The 21,606-nt window shown below is 63.7% G+C and carries 18 protein-coding genes; 6 read left to right on the top strand and 12 right to left on the bottom strand.

Going from position 1 to position 21,606, the window contains the following annotated elements; genetic code table 11:
* The first annotated feature begins 216 nt into the window (after positions 1-216).
* Positions 217-1,647, top strand: coding sequence for an APC family permease (locus tag B0E51_RS03275; protein ID WP_077443417.1), 1,431 nt, complete (start codon positions 217-219; stop codon positions 1,645-1,647).
* Positions 1,648-2,309: 662 nt separating this feature from the next.
* On the opposite strand, the gene ssb is transcribed toward B0E51_RS03275, so the two are convergent.
* The 12 genes from ssb to B0E51_RS03215 all read right to left on the bottom strand — a co-directional run bounded on the left by ssb (position 2,310) and on the right by B0E51_RS03215 (position 16,947).
* The gene (ssb, locus tag B0E51_RS03270; protein WP_077443416.1) at positions 2,310-2,819 is read right to left on the bottom strand and encodes a single-stranded DNA-binding protein; all 510 of its coding nucleotides are present in this window, start codon (positions 2,817-2,819) and stop codon (positions 2,310-2,312) included.
* A 451-nt stretch (positions 2,820-3,270) separates the two neighbouring features.
* Complete coding sequence (locus B0E51_RS03265) at positions 3,271-5,190, bottom strand: AI-2E family transporter (RefSeq protein WP_077443415.1); 1,920 nt, start codon at positions 5,188-5,190, stop codon at positions 3,271-3,273.
* Complete coding sequence (locus B0E51_RS03260; protein WP_143525774.1) at positions 5,174-5,464, bottom strand: hypothetical protein; 291 nt, start codon at positions 5,462-5,464, stop codon at positions 5,174-5,176. Before B0E51_RS03260 ends, B0E51_RS03265 begins: the two co-directional genes overlap by 17 nt.
* A gap of 96 nt (positions 5,465-5,560) precedes the next feature.
* On the bottom strand, positions 5,561-6,256 hold the full coding sequence (locus B0E51_RS03255) for a response regulator transcription factor (protein ID WP_077443413.1): 696 nt from the start codon (positions 6,254-6,256) through the stop codon (positions 5,561-5,563).
* On the bottom strand, positions 6,253-8,940 hold the full coding sequence (locus tag B0E51_RS03250) for a sensor histidine kinase KdpD (protein ID WP_077443412.1): 2,688 nt from the start codon (positions 8,938-8,940) through the stop codon (positions 6,253-6,255). Before B0E51_RS03250 ends, B0E51_RS03255 begins: the two co-directional genes overlap by 4 nt.
* A gap of 41 nt (positions 8,941-8,981) precedes the next feature.
* Positions 8,982-9,566 carry a potassium-transporting ATPase subunit KdpC gene (gene kdpC, locus B0E51_RS03245; RefSeq protein WP_077443411.1) on the bottom strand — a complete coding sequence of 195 codons (585 nt, stop codon included), beginning with the start codon at positions 9,564-9,566 and terminating at the stop codon, positions 8,982-8,984.
* Between the two features lie 72 nt (positions 9,567-9,638).
* Positions 9,639-11,432: an outer membrane beta-barrel protein gene (locus B0E51_RS03240; RefSeq protein ID WP_217333057.1), complete on the bottom strand. Its 1,794-nt coding sequence runs from the start codon at positions 11,430-11,432 to the stop codon at positions 9,639-9,641.
* Positions 11,410-11,628, bottom strand: coding sequence for a hypothetical protein (locus tag B0E51_RS03235; RefSeq protein WP_077443410.1), 219 nt, complete (start codon positions 11,626-11,628; stop codon positions 11,410-11,412). The genes B0E51_RS03240 and B0E51_RS03235 overlap by 23 nt, the downstream gene beginning before the upstream one ends.
* Positions 11,629-11,745: 117 nt before the next feature.
* Positions 11,746-13,818, bottom strand: coding sequence for a potassium-transporting ATPase subunit KdpB (gene kdpB, locus B0E51_RS03230; RefSeq protein WP_077443409.1), 2,073 nt, complete (start codon positions 13,816-13,818; stop codon positions 11,746-11,748).
* 3 nt (positions 13,819-13,821) lie between these two features.
* Positions 13,822-15,624, bottom strand: coding sequence for a potassium-transporting ATPase subunit KdpA (gene kdpA, locus B0E51_RS03225; RefSeq protein ID WP_077443408.1), 1,803 nt, complete (start codon positions 15,622-15,624; stop codon positions 13,822-13,824).
* On the bottom strand, positions 15,621-15,713 hold the full coding sequence (gene kdpF, locus B0E51_RS03220) for a K(+)-transporting ATPase subunit F (protein ID WP_077442052.1): 93 nt from the start codon (positions 15,711-15,713) through the stop codon (positions 15,621-15,623). Before kdpF ends, kdpA begins: the two co-directional genes overlap by 4 nt.
* A gap of 262 nt (positions 15,714-15,975) precedes the next feature.
* On the bottom strand, positions 15,976-16,947 hold the full coding sequence (locus B0E51_RS03215; RefSeq protein WP_217333061.1) for a VTT domain-containing protein: 972 nt from the start codon (positions 16,945-16,947) through the stop codon (positions 15,976-15,978).
* A 250-nt stretch (positions 16,948-17,197) separates the two neighbouring features.
* Here B0E51_RS03215 and B0E51_RS03210 point away from each other — a divergent pair, with 250 nt between their 5' ends.
* The 5 genes from B0E51_RS03210 to B0E51_RS03190 are packed head-to-tail and all read left to right on the top strand — an operon-like array spanning position 17,198 to position 21,487.
* Entirely contained in the window at positions 17,198-18,199 is a 1,002-nt protein-coding gene (locus B0E51_RS03210; protein WP_077443406.1) for a polyprenyl synthetase family protein, read from the top strand.
* A gap of 17 nt (positions 18,200-18,216) precedes the next feature.
* Positions 18,217-18,984: a YceI family protein gene (locus tag B0E51_RS03205; RefSeq protein WP_343124655.1), complete on the top strand. Its 768-nt coding sequence runs from the start codon at positions 18,217-18,219 to the stop codon at positions 18,982-18,984.
* Positions 18,981-19,559, top strand: coding sequence for a cytochrome b (locus tag B0E51_RS03200; protein WP_077443404.1), 579 nt, complete (start codon positions 18,981-18,983; stop codon positions 19,557-19,559). Before B0E51_RS03205 ends, B0E51_RS03200 begins: the two co-directional genes overlap by 4 nt.
* Positions 19,559-20,107, top strand: a complete 549-nt coding sequence (locus B0E51_RS03195) for a YceI family protein (protein ID WP_077443403.1) — start codon at positions 19,559-19,561, stop codon at positions 20,105-20,107. The genes B0E51_RS03200 and B0E51_RS03195 overlap by 1 nt, the downstream gene beginning before the upstream one ends.
* Before the next feature lie 12 nt (positions 20,108-20,119).
* Entirely contained in the window at positions 20,120-21,487 is a 1,368-nt protein-coding gene (locus tag B0E51_RS03190; RefSeq protein WP_077443402.1) for a GTP-binding protein, read from the top strand.
* Positions 21,488-21,606: the final 119 nt, after the last annotated feature.

The raw sequence follows: 21,606 nt of genomic DNA, 5'->3' as shown, positions 1-21,606 counted from the left end.
CTGCTGCAGCCTCGCCACCATCGTGGTATCGAGCTTGGGCGTCAGGGATGTTCTGAATAGCTCGTCATCCCAGCGAAAGCTGGGATCCAGTGCCCTTGCAAGGCACGAAGACGCTGGATTCCAGCTTTCGCTGGAATGACGGGCAAAAGCTTCCTTGGCACCCACTAACCGCTGCGTTTTTTTGCTGAATCCACCGCTCACCTAGGGAAGCGCACGATGACCACCACGCCGGCAGCAACGCATGAACCTGGCCTGCATCGTGTGCTCGGCACTCGAGATCTTGTGTTGTTCAACATCGCGGCGATCGTCGCGCTGCGTTGGCTGTCGATGGCAGCGCAGGTGGGGCCTTCGAGCCTGATGCTGTGGCTTCTGGGACTCGTTGGCTTCTTCATTCCCCTGGCGCTGGCGGTGCTCGAACTGAGTTCGCGCGTGCCCGGACAAGGCGGCCTGTACCTGTGGTCGAAGACCGCGTTCGGCGACGTGCATGGCTTCATCGCCGGCTGGACTTACTGGGTCTCCAACCTGGTCTATTTCCCGTTCGCGCTGCTGTTCAGCGCCGGCATCTTTCTGCATGTCGGCGGCGATCGCGGGCTGGCGCATGCCGGCGACGGCAGCTACAACCTCGTCTACTGCCTGACGGTGCTATGGGCCGCGACCGGGCTCGGCATCCTCGGTCTCGAACGCGCCAAGTGGCTGCAGAACATCGGCGGCATCGCGACCTGGTCGGCGGCGGCACTCATCCTCGTTGCCGGCGCGGTGGCCGCGTACCGGTTCGGTCCGGCCACTGCGATCACCACGGCGAACGTGCTGCCTGACTTCAGCAAGCTCGCGACCTTCTCCACCTTCGCGACGATGGCCCTTGCCTTCCAGGGTCTTGAACTCGGGCTGATCCTAGGTGGAGAAATCAAGGACCCGCGCCGGCAGATTCCGCGCGCCACGCTGATTTCCTGCGTCGTCATTGCGGCCATCTATATCGCCGGCACGGCATCCCTGCTGGTCGCGCTGCCCGCGTCGACGATCGACATCATCGCCGGCATCCCGCAGGCGCTGTCCGCGATCGGCGAACGGATCGGCCTGCCAATGTTCGGCTCGCTGACTGCGGCACTGGTTACGGTCGGCACGATCGGCTCCATCTCCGCGTGGGTCACAGGCACAGCCCGCCTGCCCTTCGTGGTGGGCGTCGATCGCTACCTGCCCGTCGCGCTGGGGCGTCTGCACCCCAGATACGGCACGCCCCATGTGGCCTTGATCACACAGGGCATCCTGACTTCGCTGGTACTGGCGGCGGCGCTGTCCGGCTCAAGCATCCACGAGGCCTACATTATCCTGGTCGACATGACCGCCATCATGTCGCTGCTGCCCCTGCTCTACATCCTGCTGGCGTTTCCGCTGCTGCGCCGCCGCGCTGCCGGCCGCAATGAAGGCGTCAACCTGTCGCCCGGCGGCACCCTCGGCTGCTGGCTGGCCGCACTGACCGGTTTCGCGGTCACCTTGCTGGCAATCGTCACCTCGATGATTCCGCCCGCCGACAGCAGCAATCCAAGCCTGTTCCTGCTCAAGGTGGTGGGAGGCTCGGCACTGCTGATCGGTATCGGGTTACTGTTTTATGGACATGGCCAACAGCAGGTCAGGCATCCCTCGCCCTGATCCTGCGTCGACACTTCATGAGACTGACCGTCCGCTTCTGGCCGATAACTGCCAGTTGAGCCGTAAGCGATCAAGGCGATCGCGGGCAGCGAGGTGGCGAAAGCGGTCAGGCGGCTGGTGTTTTGCACCAGCGACAACAACCCGACGAATCAGTCCAGCCGAACCATCACCACGCCATGAGACGGCACCTCCACGGAGAAGCTGCCGTTGGCCCCGTACAAATCCTGGTGAGTCCACAAGTCGCGCATCTTCAGACCCAACGATGAAGGAAGGTGCAAGTCCTCCCACGTCACCGTGATCGGGTGGCTGGCCTTGCTGCGATTCAGCAGGACGACGGCGCAACCGCCGCCTTTCAGGGGCGGGGCCCACGCCGTGCTTGGCCACCCGGCTCGCCTGCACGCCAAGCGGACCCTGATCGATGGCTATCACTTCCTTATTGGTCAGTGAGCCAAAGTCCGACTTAGAAAAGCAAAACCCCCGAAAAATCGAGGGCCAGTTGCCTTACCCATATCCACTGTTGATCTCCGTTTACGATCAATCAGTCCGTTTACGATCAATCAGTCAAACGTAGTGATCTACCACAAAACATGACCAAAAAAATGACAGGAATGTGAATTCCTGCCATCGAAGTAATTTATGTACAACTGAAGCTAACTAACATCCTAGAACGGAATCTCGTCATCCGCGAAACCGCTGTCAGCCGGTGGTGGTGCCTGGCGCTGCTGGCTGCCGTAATCATCGCCACCGCGTGACTGGCCACCACTCTGGCGTTGGCCACCGGCGCCGCTGCTCTGCGGGCGCTCACGCTGGCCGCCACCGCCGCCACCGCCGCCCTCGTTGCCACCAAGCATCTGCATTTCGCTGGCGATGATGTCGGTCGAGTAGCGCTCGATGCCGTCCTTGCCGGTGTATTTGTCGGTGCGCAGCGAACCTTCGATATAGACCTGACGGCCCTTCTTCAGGTAATCACCGGCGATCTCGGCCAGTCGGCCGAACAGCTTCACGCGATGCCACTCGGTGCGCTCCTGTTTTTCGCCGGACTGCTTGTCGGTCCACGACTCGGACGTAGCAAGATTGATCGTGGTGACCGCCGTGCCGCCACCGGTATGGCGCATTTCCGGATCCGCGCCAAGATTGCCGACCAGGATGACTTTGTTGATGCCGCGTGCCATGGGAATGTCCTCTGTTGAGTCGGTCGCAAATATGCGATGAGTTGCGGCCGGAGTGGTGAATCTGACTGGCTATCATAACCGCGCCGGCCACCGAATCCACCTGCGGAAACCCCGCTCCGACGTGGGTCGACTCCGACGCAGACCGTCTGCTGCGGAAGGCAAGCACCGTACGGGTTCTGGCCACCGTCAGCGATGGTCCCAGACCGGTTCAAACGATCCGGTTCAAACGGCTATGAAACGATGCCAACACCCGGTTCGGTCCTCAGCCAGCACCGATGGGCCCGAGCGTTGCCCGGTTTCTGGTGCAACTTGCCCATCGCCCGCGCATCCGCTGGCCGGATCCGGCCGTATCTCTTTCCGCAACTCCCACCGCGACCGACGCTTGTGCCCGGATACGGCAAACCCTGCGACGATGGCAGCAGCCATGTGACGGCCGCAGCAAGCATGAGCCTTATCGCGCAGGGTGCCGGTCGCCAGCCGGGAACCGGGCAATCGCATGCTGCGCCGCTTCTTCGAACGAGCTTGCCAGTTGATTGACATCGTGGCTGATCGTGACGGACTCCGCCGTTGTCAGCAGTTCCGGAAGCTGCACGGCGATGATGCATGCCGCGGGAAACCGGCGGCGCATTTCCATCGCCACCGCATCGCCACGCTCCCGATACCCGGCCGGGACAGCGCTGACGATGTAGACCATCGAGACCCCGTCCGGCGTGGCTTCCGGCGGCGGCTCGGCCTCAAAAGCCTCGATGTCCTCGACCGTAAGGTGGCGTGCGTCGATGCTGAGGTCACGCAGGATGCGGACGAGGATTTCCGTGACCAGATCATCCACGGTGGAGCCAAGACCCACGCAAAGCACCACGGACCCTGGGGCAACCGCCAGCGGTCCCTGCCAGCGACCGCTGGCGTCCACGCGTTGCTGCCGCAGGAGGTGGCCGAGACTGGAGTCACCGAGGACAGAAACGCGACGATTCCAGCGAGATCGTTTGCGCGTCTCGCTGCCAAGCGCATCGATGACCCTCACGATCGCGCTGCGAACCTTGATCTGCTGAACGGGACTGATCGCGCCCTGGTTCAGGTCGATGCGGGCGAGCTGCAGGGCCGGCAGCAGGACCGTATCGCAGTAGGCGGCGAATGATTTGCGTTTCAGGAAGATGCGCGCGTCGGCAATGATCTCGTCGGCATCGCCCGAGAGCACGCGCTGGTAGAACCGTTGCGGCATCGTCAATGCCGGCGTATCGCCGAGCAGGATGTCCAGCAGGTTCAGTGCCCTGACATGGCGCCCGGCGACCACTAGGCACAGGGTCAGTGGCGTCGATACGATCAAGCCGATCGGTCCCCACAACCAGCTCCAGAAGATTGCGGCAACCACCACTGCCAGCGGCGACAAGCCGGTGGTGTGTCCATACAACTGCGGCTCCACCAGTTGCGCGGCAATCGTCTCGACCACCGCGTACAGGCCCACGGTCATCAGCATCAGCGACCAGCCCGGACCGACCGCCGCCGCGAGCAAGGTGGCGAGAATCGCCGCGATCCAGACCCCGACATACGGCACGAACCGCAGCACGGCGGTGAGCGCCGCCCACAGCGGCGCATCGGGCAGACCAATGATCACCAGCCCCAGCCAGATCACCGCCCCCACACCAAAATTGACCGCGAACTGCGAGACGAAGAACCGGGACAGACGCTCGCCGGCGTCATTGATCGCCGCTGTCGTGGCGCGCAGATCCGTGCCGCCGGCGAGGCGGATAAAGCGATCGCGCAAGGCCTCGTTTTCCAGCAGGACGAACAGCAGGACGACCAGCACGATGCCCGCCGTCTGCAGTGGCACCCAGATCGATGAAAGGATCCGCGTGATCACCGTCATCGGACCCGCTGGTGGTGCATGCACTTCGACCGGGATGGTCCTGGTCGAAGCAACCAGCCCTCGCTGGACAGCGGCCGATGCCGCCGGCTCGTCGGTACTGCGATCGTTGAGCTGACCCATCACCTTGCCGGCTTCACCCTGCATCAGCTCCATGCGACCGATGGTCACGTCGCGCAGCGTCTGGGCCTTGGCGTGGATCGTCGCCTCGTATTGCGGAAGGCTCCTGGCCAGGTGCACGACCTGCGAGCCCATCACCGTCGCCAGCCCCACCAGGAACATGGCAAGTGCAAGCACGGCGATCAGCACGGACGGCGTGTGGCCCAGCCCGAGCCGGCGCAAACCACGCATCAATGGGGCGATCAACAAGCTCAGGATCAGCGCGAGGGTGATCGGAACCAGCACTTCCCTGCCGAAGTACAGCAACGCCAGCACGGTGGCACTGGCAACAATGGTGATCCCACGATTCGTGGCCGAAGTCACCGGCGACGGATCAGACTCGGAAGACATCGGTCAACTCCTCGCCGGTGAGATTCATGTTGACGGGAACCTCGAATAACCGCTTTTCGCTCGTCATTCCCGCGAGCGGGAATCCAAATTGCTGTTTCGGAAGATCAAGATGGATGGCCAGCTTCGCTGTTGCAAAGGCCTCTCGCTTGACCAGCCATCCGGCTGTTGAGAGCCGCGGGGATGACGTCATCGAGGGTTTTTCGAGGCTCCCGTTGACGTCGGGTTGAAGCGGCCACGTGCCCATCGTGCGAGTACGGCAGCCGTAGCTACCCATGCTCCCGACGAGACCTACCTTAGCAGCCGGCGCTGCGCAATGGACGCCAAGTCCGGCACTCAGGGCGAACTGGCGCGCGACTGCAGGCGGTCGACTTCAACCGCCGCCAAGGAACCGATAGCCCACTCCGGGCTCGGTCTTCAGCCAGCGCGGCGAGACGGGATCGTCGCCAAGCTTTTGTCGCAACTTGCCGAGTACGATGCGCAGGTAGTGGGTGTCCTGCACATGGGTGGCGCCCCAGACTTCGCGCAATACCTGCTGCTGGGTCACCACACGGCCGCTGTGGCGCAGCAGCAGGGCCAGCACCGCGTATTCCTTGCGGGTGAGCGACAGCAGCGCACCATCCAGATGCACTTCGCGGCGCGCCATGTCGACCGCCAGATGGCCGTCGTCATAGCGCGGCGGCAGCTCCGGTTCGCCGGGGCGGTTGCGCAGCAAGGCGCGCAGGCGCGCCATCAGTTCCTGGATGCCGAACGGCTTGGTCACATAGTCGTTGGCACCGTGATCGAGCGCGCGCACCTTCTCGTTCTCGGCATCGCGCACGGACAACATCAGCACCGGCACCTGGCTCCACTGGCGCAGTTCGGCCAGCACGTCGTGGCCTTCGCGATCAGGCAGGCCGATATCGAGGATCACCAGATCGGGCGACTGCGTGGCCGCCAGCGCCAGCCCATCTGCCGCGTTGGCCGCCAGCAGCACCTCATAACCTTCTGCACGCAGGCCGATATCGAGGAAGCGGCGGATCTGCGCCTCGTCGTCGATCACCAGGATGCGTGGAGCGGCTGAGGTCATGGACTCGTGTCGGGCGGCGGGGGCAACGGCAGGCTGATACGGATGGTGGTGCCGATGCCATCGCCAGGCAAGGCCTCCACGCTGCCGCCGTGCGCGCCGATCATGCCGCGGCAGATCGCCAGGCCCAGCCCGGTGCCCTGCGGCGCCCGATCACCGCGTGATACCGAGTAGAACATGTCGAAGATGAGCGCCCGCTCGTCTTCCGGTATGCCTGGGCCGCGATCCCTGACGTCGATCAGCAGGCGTTCGCCGTTGCTGTGCACGCTGACCCGCACCGGCTCGTCCGGCGGCGAGAAGCGTGCGGCGTTCTCCAGGATGTTGAACAGCGCCTGTTCGATCAGCGCCGGATGCACGTAGAGCAGCACGGGCTCGCTCGGCGCCACTGTTTCCACGCGCAGATCGGGAAACAGCTTGCGCAGCCGCGTCACGGATGCCGCGACGATCTCCGCGCTGTCGGTCCAGTCGCGGTTGAGCTTCAGCGTGCCGTGACCGAGCCGGGTCATGTCTAGCAGGTTCTGGATGTAGCGATCCAGCCGCTGCCCCTCGACAAGGATCGCCTCGAGCAATTCGTGGCGCTCTTCCACCGGCAGTTTCTGTTCATAGCTGATCAACGTGCCGGCGGCGCCGATCATCGAGGCCAGGGGTGAACGCAGGTCATGCGACACCGACGACAGCAGTGCGTTGCGCAAGCGCTCGGTCTCGCCCTGCACGCGCGCGCCTTCGAGTTCATCCGACAACCGTGCACGTTCCAGTGCCTGACCGATGTCCTGCGTCATCGCCAGCGCGAGGCTGCGCTGATCCGGATCGGGCTCGCCCATCGCCGGATCAAAGCGCAGTGCCACCGCCCCCAGCGGATGGCTCTCGCTGCCCAGCGGCAGCACCCAGCATGGCGCACCGTTCAAGGTGTCGGTATAGCGGCCAGCCTGCTCGCCATGGCGGTCGCTCCAATCGGCCGCGGCCAGATCCTGGGCCAGCAGCGTACGCTCCGGCGGCACACTCGCCGCCACGCGCAGCACCTGCTCCGCATCGCGGGCGAGGATCGCCGCATCGCAACGCAACGCATGCGCCAGCGCCTTGCTGCCGACGTCGCGGATACCGCTGGCATCGGTGCTGGTGGTCAGTTGCTGGCCCAAGGTGAGCAGCGCGCGTGCCTGCACGTGCGCGCCGCGCAAGGACTCCACCTGGCTGGCCAGCCGCGTGGCGAGACGGCTGCAGACCAGCGCCGCCACCAGGAACAAGGTCACCGCCAGCACGTCGTCGAAGCTGGAAATCTCAAGCGTGTAGCGCGGTGGTGCGAAAAAGTAGTTGTAGCCGAGGAAACACAGGATCGCCGTATAGACGGCTACCGACATGCGCGTGCGCACCGCCACCACCAGCACCGCGGTGAGGAAGATCAGCGACAGGTTCGCCACCGACAGATAACGGTCGGCGATGAACGCCAGCCCGAACGCGACCAGGGTGGTGAGCGTGGCGTAGATGTATTCGCTGCGCGAACCGCGCGCGGACGGCTGGGGCAGGCGCAAGCGACGGCGCGCCTTCGCCCGCTCGCTCGGCGTCGCGATGATCGTCAGCTCAAGATGCGCGCCACGGCGCAGCAGCAACTGGGTCAGCGAGCGGCCCAACATGCGCGCCACCACCCGCTCGCGGGTACGGCCGAGGATGATCTGGCCGACACCTTCGCGATCGGCGTGTGCCAGCAGTTCGTCGGCGATCGCATGGCCGCGCAAGATGATCGTCTCGCCACCGAGCCGGCGCGCCAGCCGCATCGCCGCATCCCGCCGTTCGCGCCGTGCGGGATCCAGCCGCGCGCCGGTATCGACAAAAGCGACGCTCCATGGCGCACCGCGACGCTCGGCGATGCGCCGCGCCACGCGCACCAGGTATTCGCTCTGCGCATGACCGTCGATCGCCGCCAGCACGCGACGGCGCACCGTCATCGCGCTGCCGCGCGCCAGCATGTGCTCGCGCAAGTCGCTGTCGACGTGGCCGGCGATGGTGTCCACCGCCAGCTCGCGCAACGCAGCCAGATTGGTCGGCGAGAAGAACGCATTGAGCGCCGCCGCTGCCGTCTCCGGTACGTAGACCTTGCCCTGCTTCAGCCGCACGATCAGTTCGCGCGGCGGCAGGTCAACCAGCACGATATCGCGTGCGCGATCGAGGAAGACGTCCGGCACGGTCTCGCGCACGGTGATGCCGGTGATGCGCCGCACCTGGTCGTTGAGGCTTTCCAGGTGCTGCACGTTGAGCGCGGTGTACACCTCGATGCCGGCATCGAGCAGCTCGGCGATGTCCTGCCAGCGCCGCTCATGCCGGCCACCCGGCAGGTTGCGGTGCGCCAGTTCGTCAACCAGCAGCACCGCCGGCTTGCGCACCAGCGCCGCGTCAAGATCGAACTCGGTGAAATCGCGCTCGCTGCCGTCGGACGACTTGTAACGCACCTGACGACGCGGCAATACCTCCATGCCTTCCAGCAACGCCGCGGTTTCGGCACGGCCGTGGGTCTCGACCACGCCGACCACCACGTCCACGCCTTGCCGCTTCAGTTCCCGTGCGGCGGACAGCATCGCGTAGGTCTTGCCGACGCCGGGCGCGGCACCGAGAAAGATCTTCAGCCGATGGGTGCGCTCGTCGTGTTCGGTGCTCAACAGGGCATCGGCACGCGCTTCGCGGGATGGTTCACTCATGCGCTGATGTGTCCGGGTGGTGGCGCACTACGTTAGCGCGATCAGCTGCCGTGCGTCTGCGGTGCATCCAGCGCCAGGTTGAGCTGCAGCACATTGACCCGCGGCTCGCCGAACACACCGAGCTGGCGCCCGCTGGTGTATTCGTTCACCAAGGTCTGCACCTGCGAGGTGCTGAGCCCGCGCGCCTTCGCGACCCGCTCCAGCTGGTAGTGCGCTGCCGCCAGGCTGATCTCCGGATCGAGGCCGCTGGCCGAGGCGGTGACCAGATCCACCGGCACCGGCTCAGTGTTGCCCGGGTCCGCGGCACGCAGCGCCGCGATGCGCTGCTTCACCGCGTCGGTCAGCCCCGGGTTGGTCGGACCCAGGTTGGAGCCACCGGAATTGACGCCGTTGTTCGCCTGCGGCGTGGTCGCCGACGGCCGGCCCCAGAAGTACTTCGAATCGGTGAACGACTGGCCGATCAGCGCGGAACCGATCGGCTTGCCATCTTTCACGATCAGGCTGCCGTTGGCCTGCTGCGGAAAGACCAGCTGGGCCAGCCCGGTGGCCACCAGTGGATAGGCGACGCCGGTAATCAACGTCATCAGCAGCAACATCATTAATGCATTACGTATCAACCTGCTCATGGCAGCACCACCAAGTTGGGAAATCAAAAGAGCTAACGGATCATCAGCACGGTTTCGCAAACGGAACCCCGCTCAGAAATGAAAGATGATGTCACCCGAAAAAATCGTCTCGCGGGACTTGTTCGGAGCAATGCCAGCGTTCGAATTTCCGTTGAACGCATCGCCGTTCAGAGAATGATACGTAGCGATTTCCGGCCGCACTTCGAGTTGCGGCGAGAACCAGTGTTGCCAACCAAGCGCAAAGTTCACATAACGAGTTGCCACGCCCGTACGTTGGCCATTCTTGTCCCAGTAGTACTCGGGCCGGAACGAAAAGTTGTCCAAGGGATCTGGGCTGTAGTTGAGATAGGCAACGGTGGCCAGCGTGCTGGCTCGGCACGTCAACTGCGTAGCGTTGCGGCAGATGGCCAGATCGGGGGCGTTGTACGGAATGAATCGTGACGAGAACGGCGCGCCTCCGTTGGCATAGATGGTTTGCACATCGCTATTGAGTGCGTTGGGAACGCGGTTCTCATAAAGGTCATAGGCCTCGTAAGAAACATGCCAATGCTCATCGAACGTATGGTAGAGCGTGAAGCCATACCACTGCAGATTGTTGTAACCATATCTTCCCGAATTGATGGCATCCGCGCACGGCATGATGGCGGTCTTGCCATCGTCGCTGAGATAGCGAACGCATGCCGACACCGACGGCATGGCACCCGGATCCGTCTTGAAGGTCGCGTTCGGATAGAGCGGGTTGTATCCAACCTGGCCGGGACCGGTACCCGGGACGTTCGGATACGGGTTGTTCTCCCTCTGATTCAAGTGCGTCGGAAATGCCTCGGTACCATCCGTCACGCCGAGTAGCACGGTCCAGTTCTTGTTGAGCGCTACGGTGCCTTCCAGGCCGGTGTTCGTATAGTTATCGAACGAGTAAGCCATCGAATGCGTGTACATGTAGTTGTTTGGCGCGAGCTGCGCTTCGATATCCGGTATGGAAATGAAGCGTCCGAGACGCAGCATCAGACCGTCGGCGACCCAGGGAATGTAGAGTTCGCCATACAGCATCGGGAAGTCGTAGCCATTGACCTTGTTTTCCTTCAGCAATTGGTAGCTGGCCAACCCATACGCCGTGGTGTAGCGGTAGTTTTCGCCATACAACGCCGAAATGCGCATACCCCAATCGACGTGGTCGGTCTGAACCGTGTCGGGGAAACGGTCGAGATACAGCACGAACTGGTCAAATTCGAATGTATTGGGCGTATACGCATACGCCGCTGGCGCATTGCCACCGGGTTTCGTCGTACTCGTGCTCAGGTTGCCGCCGCCATTGACCCAGCCATAGAGCTGGAAATTGTTCCGAGTGAGCCAATCGCCGAAAGTGGTGTTGCCCAGTGCGGTCATCAACGGACTGTCGACCGAATTCGGGCGCGTCACACCGAGTGATGTGGTTCCACCGTAGGGCCACTCGGTAAACGGCATCGGAGGTGTTGTCTGCGCGGCCGCCGGCCAACCTGCTCGCCTCGATGCAGGTGCCTTAGGGTCCGTGGGGGCAACTGCCTGGCCCCACTCAAGCTTGTAGTAGTTCGTCAGGCGCCCCCAGAAACTCGTTCCCAGGTAGTCATTGAGGCAGTCGAAATTCTTGTAGGGGTCGCAATGACTGCTCCCCAGCGGTACTTGTGCCGGTGCTGATGCGGTGACCGCCGACTGCGGCGCTGCCATCGCATACCCCGTCGGAATCATCGCCAACAAAACAGCGGCGGCCAGTGTTTTCTTGTACTGCATGGTTTTTTCCTTGCACTCCGGCAACACCGGACTTTCTTCGATTGAGATGGTTGATGAAAACCGCACGATGCGGCTGTCAGATGCCGGCGTATCCGCCAAGCACGTAGTCGTCCTCGGCACTGCTTGTCCCGTCATGGGGACTTGCCGCAGCAATGGCGATCGTGGCTGGTTCGCTGCGCGACCGCAGTGGCAGCGCGATCACCACGTCGCAATCGGAGTCGTTGGCCGACAGGCGCAGCTCCATATCAGGATGGGTGTCGTCGGGCAGCGATACCGAAAGTTTCAGTGTTTGCATGACATAGCTCCATGTAGAGAAACCGTCATCCCAGCGGAACCCCGACCCACATTCCGTGATGCACGAGGTTGCCGAGAAGCGATTCCGGCCTTCGCCGGAATGACGAGCAAAAAGAAATCAGGCCAGTCCACACACGACCAGCAACATGTCGATGAACTTGATGCCGAGGAACGGCACCACGATGCCGCCCAGACCGTAAACCAGCAGGTTGCGGCGCAGCAGCGCACCGGCGCCGAGTGCGCGGTACTTCACGCCCTTCAGCGCCAGCGGGATCAGGAAGATGATGATCAGCGCATTGAAGATCACCGCCGACAGGATCGCGCTCTGCGGCGTCGCCAGGTGCATCACGTTGAGCGTGTTGAGCGCCGGATAGGTGGTCGCGAACGCGGCTGGAATGATTGCGAAGTACTTGGCGATATCGTTGGAAATCGAGAACGTGGTCAGCGAGCCACGGGTGATCAGCATCTGCTTGCCGATCTCGACCACCTCGATCAGCTTGGTCGGATTCGAATCGAGATCGACCATGTTGCCGGCCTCTTTCGCGGCCTGCGTGCCGGTGTTCATCGCCACGGCCACGTCGGCCTGCGCCAGCGCCGGCGCATCGTTGGTGCCGTCGCCACACATCGCCACCAGCCGGTTCTCGGCCTGGATATCGCGGATCAGCTTGAGCTTGGCTTCGGGCGTGGCTTCGGCGAGGAAATCATCGACACCTGCCTCGGCCGCAATAGCGGCAGCCGTGAGCGGGTTGTCGCCGGTGATCATGATGGTCTTGATGCCCATCCGGCGCATCTCGGCAAAGCGCTCCTTGATGCCGCCCTTGACGATATCCTTCAGCTCGATCACACCCAGCGCTCGGGCGCCCTCGGTAACGATCAGCGGCGTGGCGCCGCGGCGCGCGATGTCCTCGGCCATGCGCTTCACCAATGGCGGCAGATGACTGCCTTGCGACTCCAGATGCTTTTCCACCGCATCCAGGGCGCCCTTGCGGATCTGCCGCGTACCGGAATCGACGCCGCTCATGCGCGTCTGTGCGGTGAACGGCACGAACTGCGCATGCATCGCCTCAAGCTGCTGTTCGCGCAAGCCGAAATTCTCCTTCGCCAGCACCACGATGCTGCGACCTTCCGGTGTTTCGTCGGCCAGCGAGGCCAGCTGCGCGGACTCGGCCATGATTTTTTCGTCAATGCCCGGTGCCGGATAGAACGCCACCGCCTGGCGGTTGCCCAAGGTGATGGTGCCGGTCTTGTCGAGCAGCAGCACATCGACGTCGCCGGCCGCCTCGACCGCACGGCCAGAGGTGGCAATCACGTTGGCGCGGATCATCCGGTCCATGCCGGCAATGCCGATCGCCGACAGCAGCGCGCCGATCGTGGTGGGGATCAGGCACACCAGCAGCGCGACCAACACCGTGAGCGTGATCGGATGGCCGGCACCGGCGACCTGCACGCTGTAGATCGAATACGGCAGCAAGGTGGCGCAGGCGAGCAGGAAGATCAGGGTAAACTTCGCCAGCAGGATGGTCAGTGCGATCTCGTTCGGCGTCTTGCGCCGCTTGGAACCTTCGACCATCGCGATCATGCGATCGAGAAAGCTCTCGCCCGGATTGCTGGTGATGCGCACCACCAGCCAGTCCGACAGCACCTTGGTGCCGCCGGTGACCGCACTGCGGTCGCCGCCGGATTCGCGGATCACCGGGGCGGATTCGCCGGTGATCGCGCTCTCGTCCACGCTGGCTGCACCGACCACCACTTCACCGTCACCGGGAACCTGCTCGCCAGCCTCGACCAGCACGTGGTGGCCGGTACGCAGCTCACTGGATGGCATGAAGGTCATCGCTGCATGGCGATCGGCCGATGCCAGCCTCTTCGCGATCACATCCTTGCGCGAACTGCGCAACGCATTGGCCTGCGCCTTGCCGCGACCTTCCGCCAGCGCCTCGGCGAAGTTCGCAAACAGCAGGGTGAACCATAGCCACAGGCTGACCCAGAAGATGAAGCCGGTCGGCGCCTCGCCGTGGCCGGCGAGCGCCTGCACCCACAGCAACGTGGTCAGCACGCTGCAGACGAAGACAACGAACATCACCGGATTGCGGAACTGCAACCGGGGCGACAGCTTGCGGAACGAATCGGCCATCGCCGTGAGAACCAGCTCGCGGCTGAAGCCACTCGCTGCTTGGGTTTGTGCGGTCATGATTCAGTGTCCCGACATCAGGGATTCGGCGATTGGCCCCAGGGCCAGTGCCGGAAGGAAAGTCAGCGCGCCTACCACGACCACCACGCAGGCCAGCAGCGTAATGAACAGCGGCGTATGCGTAGGCAAGGTGCCGGCGGATTCGGGTACGTGGCGCTTGGCAGCGAGCGAGCCGGCCATTGCCAGCATCGCGATGGCGAGCGGGAAACGTGCGAGGAACATGCAGATGCCGAGCAGCACGTTCCAGAACGGCGTGTTCGCCGAGAGGCCGCCGAACGCACTGCCGTTGTTGTTGGAAGCCGAGCTGACCGCGTAGAGGATCTCGCTGAAGCCATGCGCGCCGGGATTGGCGACACCCGCCACACCCGCCGGCACCATGACCGCGATAGCCGTGCCGATCACCACCAGCGCACACGGCAGCAGCACCGCGAGGCTGGCCATCTTCATCTCGTAGGCTTCGATCTTCTTGCCGAGGTATTCCGGTGTACGGCCCACCATCAGCCCGGCGATGAACACCGCCACCACCGCGAACGCGAGCATGCCGTACAGGCCGGAACCGACACCGCCGAAGATCACCTCGCCCAGCTGGATCAGCCACATCGGCACCAGGCCACCGAGCGGGGTCAGCGAATCGTGCATCGCATTGACCGCACCGCACGAGGCAGCCGTGGTAATCGCCGCGAACAGGCCGGACGCGGCGATGCCGAAGCGGGTCTCCTTGCCTTCCATGTTGCCGCCGGCCTGCAGCGCCGAGGCATGCTGATCCACCGCCAGTCCATGCAACGCCGGATTGCCGGCCTGCTCGGCCGCAACCAGGCCGATCGTCAGCGGGATGAAGATCAGCAGCATCGTGGCGAGGATCGCCCAACCCTGGCGTCGGTCGCCCACCTGCATGCCGAACATGTAACAGAGCCCCCCGGGAATCAGGAAGATCGCCAGCATCTCGATGAAGTTGGAGAACGGCGTGGGATTCTCGTAAGGATGTGCCGAGTTGGCGTTGAAGAAGCCACCTCCATTGGTGCCGAGCATCTTGATCGCGATCTGCGACGCGGCCGGGCCCATCGGCAGGGTCTGTGTGGTGACCTGCGTTTCTTTGGTCACTTCATGGCCTGCGGCATCCTTCACTGCGTTGCCAGCAGCGTCCTTCACCGTCTCGGTGTAGCTGGTGGTTTGCACCACCGGCACGTCGACATAGGACTTGAAGTTCTGCACCACGCCCTGCGACACCAATAGCATTGTTATCAGCAGCGACAGCGGCAGCAGCACGTAGAGCGCGCTGCGGGTGAGGTCGACCCAGAAGTTGCCGATGCTGAGCGAGCTGCGCCGACTGAACCCGCGCACTACTGCCACCAGCACCGCGATGCCGGTTGCCGCGGAGAGGAAGTTCTGTACAGCCAGACCCAGCATCTGGGTCAGATAGCTCATCGTCGACTCGCCGGCGTAACCCTGCCAGTTGGTGTTCGTGGCAAAGCTGATCGCCGTGTTCATCGCCGAATCGGGCGACACTGCAGTGAAGTGCTGCGGGTTCAGCGGCAACCACTGCTGCATGCGCTGCAGCAGGTAGACGACCAGCACGCCGAGCACGTTGAACAGCAGCATGGCCAGCGCATAGCGCTTCCAGCCCATGGCTTCATCGTCGCGGATGCCGCACAGGCGATAGATCACGCGCTCCACGCCACCACCAAAGCGGGTGATCCGGTTCGGCACATCGGCGAACACCAGCGCCATATAGTTGCCGACCGGCTTCACCAGCAGCAGCAACACCACCAGGTACAGACCGACCTGCAGGAAATCATTCGTGGTCATTCGAACCACTCCGGCTTGAGCAGGGCCACACACAGGTAGCCGGCCAGCGCCACGGCGATCAGGCCGGCGAGGACATACAGGACATTCATGACTGGGAACTCATGCAGTAAGGGGAAGGCAGACGCGGCAACCGCTCTACTTGCGCGGACTCAGCCGATCACAGAGCAGCGCAAAGCCCAGCACGGCCGCGCACAGCACGAACAAGAACAGCAGGTAGACGAAATCCATCGGCGTCGACTCCATGAAAGGGCGACGCGCACTGTAGAAAGTGCCGTATAAGAACGGGGTATCGCGGCAGCAACTACGCGTATAGAACGCGTAAAATTTTCCGAAGAGTCGTGCGGATCGGCCTCAGGCCGTCATGTGCAATGGACCATCGCCACTCGCACCTGCGTCCGATGGCAGCCGGTCGATCACATAACCAGCCGCATCCCACGCATCCAGGCCACCCAGCAGCGGGCGCACGTTGCGATAGCCGATCGCCATCAGCAGCTTGGCCGCCTTGGCGGCGGAGACTTCGTTGGGGCAACTGCAATAGATCACCAGCTCGCGATCCCGCGAGATGTCCTGCAGTGCCTGGTCGACACCGTCCAGATCAGCCAGCAAGGCACCGGGGATGATTCGCGTGTCGAGCAGGCGCGCCGCTTGCGAGCGCACGTCGACCACCACGGGATTCTGCCCATCCGCGATGGATTCGCTCAGCTCGTCAACCGTGATCCGGGCCATGCGCAAGGCCACCAGCAATCGCCGACGCTGCCACCACTTGGCCGCGATATAGAGCACGAGCAGGGCCAGCAGAAGCTCCAGCGCCAGCGTGCCGGCACTGGCCAAGTCGGCCAACAGGTCGTCGATCTGCGCGGCAAAGACATAACCGAGCCCCACTGCAACGCCTGCCCATAGCAGCGATCCCAGCGTGTCGAGCAACACGAAGGTGGTCGTGCGCAACCCCATCGCACCGACCAGCGGTGGCGCCACCGTCGACAACCCCGGCACGAACTTGGCGATCAGCAGGATCCGCCCGCGCCAGCGCTGGAAGCGCAACTCGGACTGCTTCACACAGGAATCAGGTGACAGCGATATGCGACAGATCGTGCGCATCACGCCGGCGCCGAAACGCCGACCCGCCCAGTACCAGACCAGATCGCTGAGCAGGCAGGCAAGCACCACCGCCAGCATGACGCCGGCCAGCGGCAGCTTGCCGCTGGCACTCAGTGCACCGGCCACGACCATGGTCGGCACCGCTGGCACCGGCACGCCAGCCTGCTCCACCAGCACATTGAAGAACACCAAGAGCAAGCCGTACTGGGCAATCAGCGCAATGATTTGATGGGCCATCGGCTCGGCACTCGGGGCACGGTCACACGAAACCGCAGGTGACCATGATTGGGCCAGTCACCGGCTATTGCAAACCCCTGCAGGCAACCACCGGAACGCCCGGCTATGCGGTGTCTGTGATCCCGGGCAACGGCTTTCGCGGGAAATGCTCACCCGTTGATCCGACGCTTGCCGCAAACCGCGGCGGAATTTGCCGCAGGGCCCTATAATCGTGACGATACGCCGCCTTGAAGCCTCCATGAACTCGATGCCAGCCGACGCCCGACGCCCCGCCGACTTCGCCCATGTGCGCGACCTCGCCGCTGCCGACATGCAGCGCGTCGATGCGTTGATCCGCCAACGCCTGTCCTCCGATGTCGTGCTGGTCAACCAGATCGCCGACCACATCATCGCCAGCGGTGGCAAGCGGCTGCGCCCGATGCTGCACGTGCTGGCCGCCGGCGCCGCCGGCTATCGCGGCGACCATCACACCAAGCTCGCCGCGATCATCGAGTTCATCCACACCTCCACCCTGCTGCACGACGACGTGGTCGACGAATCCGACCTGCGCCGCGGCCGCAAGACCGCCAACGCGCTGTGGGGCAATGCCGCCAGCGTGCTGGTTGGCGACTTCCTGTATTCGCGCTCGTTCCAGCTGATGGTGGAACTCGACGACATGCGCATCATGCGCATCCTCGCCGACACCACCAACACCATCGCCGAGGGCGAGGTGCTGCAGTTGCTCAACATCGGCAACGCCGACGTGAGCGAAGCGGCCTACCTGGCGGTGATCGAGCGCAAGACCGCCGTGCTGTTCGCCGCCGCCACCGAACTCGGCGGCATCCTCGGCGGCCTGCCCGAATCCCAGGTGGCCGCGCTGCGCCGCTACGGCATGGAACTCGGCTATGCCTTCCAGATTGCCGACGACCTGCTCGACTACGTCAGCGATGCCGGCACCCTGGGCAAGAACATCGGTGACGACCTCGCCGAAGGCAAGCCGACCCTGCCGCTGATCTATGCACTGGAGAAGGCGAATCCCGAGCAGGTGCAGTCGCTGCGCCATGCGATCGAGCACGGCGGCCTCGACTCGCTCGATCGCATCATTGCCTCGATCCGCGATTCCGGTGCGCTGGAGCGGACCCGCGAACGGGCCGTGATGCATGCCGAAGCGGCCCAGTCTGCGCTCGACGCCCTGCCTGCCTCGGTCTATCGCGACGCGCTCGCCACGCTGGCCGACTACTCGGTGCAGCGCACGTTCTGACCGTTCCTGCGGGACTGTTGCGGGAGCAGATTCAGTCGCTCTCACAGAGCCATGAAACTCCAGCTGCGAGCCAAGCGCGCTTCGGCCATTGGATTGACCAGGGAAACCAATCGTTCCCGAATGGACGCTGGCACCGTCGGCGCCGATCGGCCAGACTTCGCCCCATGCTCCGTTCGCGTTCAATCAACTGGTTGTTGTGGCTTGCGGCGATCCTGCTCCCGCTGGGATCAGCGCATGCCGCCAGCGCCAGCTATCGCTACGATACGGTACATAGCCAGATCGTCTTCAGCATCAGCCACGACGGCTATTCGCGTCCGTTCGGACGGCTGCATGTTGCCAAAGGCTGGCTGCGTTTTGATCCAGCTGATTGGAGCACCGCGGCCACCGAACTGGATATCGACCTGGGCAGCCTGGACATGGGCGATGCGGACTGGAACAAAGCTGTTTGCAAGCCAGACCTGCTCGACTGTACGCATGATCGTCATGCGCATTTCGTCAGCACCAGCGTCGAACGCAAGGATGCCCTTCACGGCGTGCTGCATGGCCAGCTCAGCATACGGGGGACGACACAATCCGTGAGCATTCCTTTCACCTTCAACCGCGCCGGACGAACGATTTACGGCCTGCACGACGTAACCGGCTTCTCGGCGACCACGATGCTGGATCGCGATGCCTTCGGCATAACCGCCTATTCCGATTCGATCGGACACCAGATAAGCGTGTGGCTGGAGCTTGAAGCGATCCGCGACGATCACGCTGTCCCATCCCTGAAGGAGCAACCATGAGTCTGCGCAGCAATGACCACCAATGGGGTTCGGTGGCCAAGTTCTTCCACTGGGTCATCGCGCTGGCCATCATCGGCAACGGCATCTTCGGCTTGCTGATGGACCTGGCGCATTCGCCGATGCAGAAGATCAACTGGCTGGCCCTGCACAAATCGATCGGCCTGACCGTGCTCGCGCTGGTGCTGTTGCGCATGCTGTGGCGCTGGCGCGATGGGCGGCCAGCGGAGGAGCCGGCGCCGCGCTGGCAGCTGCTGGCTGCACGTCTGATCCATGGTGTGTTGTATGCACTGATTCTGGCGATCCCGCTCAGTGGCTGGTGGTTCAACTCCGTCACCGGCAAGCCGCTGCAATGGTTCAAGCTGTTCAACCTGCCGGCGCTCGGCGCAAAGAACGACGCCTTGCGCCATTTTTCGCATGGCGTGCACGAATACCTGTTCTGGCTGCTGGTGCTGGTACTGGTGGGGCACGTCGGTGCGGCGCTGAAGCATCATGTGTTCGACCATGACAACGTCTTGCGCCGGATGCTCCCATTCGGCCGCCTGCGCAACGACTCCACTCCCCGAGGAGAATCCTGATGAAGCGTCTCGCCATCCTGATGTTTGCACTCGCGCTGCCCTGCGTAGCCGCAGCAGCGGACTACAGCGTGCAGCCTGCGGCCAGCACACTTGGTTTCAGCGGCAGCTTCCAGGGCGCCTCCTTCAATGGCCAGTTCGGCCAATGGACCGCAGCGGTCAGCTACGACGCCGCGAAACTCGCTTCCTCGAAATTCGACGTGAACGTGACCCTGGCCAGCGTGAAGACCGGCGACAAGGATCGCGACGGCGCCCTGCCCGGTTCGGACTTCTTCAATGTGGCGAAATTCCCGCAGGCACACTTCGTCACCACCGGCTTCCGCCAGAACGGTGCGCAGGTAATCGCCGATGGCAACCTGACCCTGCGCGGCGTGACCAAACCGGTCAGCCTCGTGGTGACGTTCAAGCCGCAGGGCAATGGCGCGACGCTGGATGTGGCCGGTACGGTGAAGCGACTCGACTTCGGCGTAGGGACCGGTGACTACGCCGATACCTCGGTGATCGGCGCGGACGTGAAGATCAACGCCCACCTGCAGCTCGCACCGAAGTAAGCAGGCATCACGATGGCAGCCGGCAAGCTGTGGCAACGCCTGCGTGGCTGGCTTGCGCCTGAGCACACCAATCCCATTGCGACGCCACCACCGCGCAGCGCCACCGCCGATTCGACGCGGGTGGCCGACAGCCTGCGCAATCTGCTCGATGATCCGACCATTCCGGCCTCGATACGCAGCGAGCTGGCCACCGATTTCGGCCGCATCGAAAACATGCTGGACAAGCTCGAACGCGGCGAGCTTCACGTCGCCGTGTTCGGTCGCGTCTCCACCGGCAAGTCGGCACTGGGCAATGCATTGCTCGGCCGTGAGGCGTTCGCTGTCGGCGTATTGCACGGCACCACCACCGATGCGTCGCACGCGATGCTCGACGAGGCACAGCACGATGGCCTGGTGCTGATCGATACACCCGGCATCAATGAACTGGATGGCGAGGCACGTGAGCAACTCGCGTTCGAGGTGGCCGAGGTCAGCGACCTGGTGATCTTCGTCTGCGACGGCGACCTCACCCGCGAGGAGCTCGACGCGCTGAAGACACTCGCCGCCACCCAGCGTCCGCTGCTGCTGGCACTGAACAAGGCCGACCGCTACGGTCGCGCCGAGTTGAACAGCCTGCTGGAACATCTGCGCCTGCGCATGAGTGGGCTGGTACGCACGGAAGACGTACTGGCGGTGGCCGCACATCCCGCCGCGCAGCGGGTAATCGAGGTCGACGCGCGCGGCCGCGAGCAGGTGCACGAACAGGCACGCACACCCGATGTCGCCGCCTTGCGCGAACGCCTGCTGGCGATCGCGGCACGCGAAGGCAAGACGCTCTCGGCGATCAATGCCGGACTGTACGCCGGACGACTCACCGACCAGGTCAGCGCGCGCATCGCACAGACGCGGCAGGCGGTCGCCTCAAAACTGATCCGTCACTATTGCATCGCCAAGGGCGTGGCGGTCGCCTTGAATCCGATCCCGGTCGCCGACCTGCTCGCTGCTGCAGGACTCGATGCGGCGATGGTGGTGCAGCTGTCGCGCGTGTACGGACTGCCGCTGACCCGCGCCGAGTCCGGTCGGCTAGTGGCGGTGATCTCGGCTCAGCTGGCCGCGCTGATGGGCGCGATCTGGGGCATGCAGCTGGTCGCCTCAGCGCTGAAGGGTGTCAGCGCGGGCCTGTCGATGGTGGTCACCGCTGCCGCGCAAGGCGCACTTGGCTGGTACGCCACGGTACTGATCGGCCGCGCCGCCGAACGCTACCTGATCGCCGGCAAGTCCTGGGGCGAAGCCGGTGCCAAACGCGCTGTCGCCGAGATCGTCGCCAGCCTCGACCGCGACTCGATCCTGCGCGAGGCGCGCGAGGAAATCCTGAAGCGGCTGAAATCGCGGCAGGCGTAACCATATTCCACGCAAAATTCCCTAGGGATGGTCTGAATAACTCGTCATCCCAGCGAACCCCGAACAGGGGGCAAGAGCTGGGATCCAGTGCCGCTGCAAGGCACTTAAGACGATGGATT

Origin of the sequence: Rhodanobacter sp. C05, assembly GCF_002001165.1 — a bacterium.
In the GTDB taxonomy this organism is placed as follows: domain Bacteria; phylum Pseudomonadota; class Gammaproteobacteria; order Xanthomonadales; family Rhodanobacteraceae; genus Rhodanobacter.
Note: the sequence above shows the minus strand (reverse complement) of the source record. Positions and strands in the feature narration are given on the sequence as shown.

Bases quoted from the DNA above. Each gene is read 5' to 3' on its own strand.
- B0E51_RS03190 (WP_077443402.1), top strand. From the start codon at position 20,120: ATGGCAGCCGGCAAGCTGTGGCAACGCCTGCGTGGCTGGCTTGCGCCT.
- kdpF (WP_077442052.1), bottom strand. From the start codon at position 15,713: ATGAATGTCCTGTATGTCCTCGCCGGCCTGATCGCCGTGGCGCTGGCC.
- B0E51_RS03210 (WP_077443406.1), top strand. From the start codon at position 17,198: ATGAACTCGATGCCAGCCGACGCCCGACGCCCCGCCGACTTCGCCCAT.
- kdpB (WP_077443409.1), bottom strand. From the start codon at position 13,818: ATGACCGCACAAACCCAAGCAGCGAGTGGCTTCAGCCGCGAGCTGGTT.
- B0E51_RS03235 (WP_077443410.1), bottom strand. From the start codon at position 11,628: ATGCAAACACTGAAACTTTCGGTATCGCTGCCCGACGACACCCATCCT.
- B0E51_RS03260 (WP_143525774.1), bottom strand. From the start codon at position 5,464: ATGGGTAGCTACGGCTGCCGTACTCGCACGATGGGCACGTGGCCGCTT.
- B0E51_RS03265 (WP_077443415.1), bottom strand. From the start codon at position 5,190: ATGTCTTCCGAGTCTGATCCGTCGCCGGTGACTTCGGCCACGAATCGT.
- B0E51_RS03195 (WP_077443403.1), top strand. From the start codon at position 19,559: ATGAAGCGTCTCGCCATCCTGATGTTTGCACTCGCGCTGCCCTGCGTA.
- B0E51_RS03250 (WP_077443412.1), bottom strand. From the start codon at position 8,940: ATGAGTGAACCATCCCGCGAAGCGCGTGCCGATGCCCTGTTGAGCACC.
- ssb (WP_077443416.1), bottom strand. From the start codon at position 2,819: ATGGCACGCGGCATCAACAAAGTCATCCTGGTCGGCAATCTTGGCGCG.
- B0E51_RS03255 (WP_077443413.1), bottom strand. From the start codon at position 6,256: ATGACCTCAGCCGCTCCACGCATCCTGGTGATCGACGACGAGGCGCAG.
- B0E51_RS03275 (WP_077443417.1), top strand. From the start codon at position 217: ATGACCACCACGCCGGCAGCAACGCATGAACCTGGCCTGCATCGTGTG.
- kdpA (WP_077443408.1), bottom strand. From the start codon at position 15,624: ATGACCACGAATGATTTCCTGCAGGTCGGTCTGTACCTGGTGGTGTTG.
- kdpC (WP_077443411.1), bottom strand. From the start codon at position 9,566: ATGAGCAGGTTGATACGTAATGCATTAATGATGTTGCTGCTGATGACG.
- B0E51_RS03200 (WP_077443404.1), top strand. From the start codon at position 18,981: ATGAGTCTGCGCAGCAATGACCACCAATGGGGTTCGGTGGCCAAGTTC.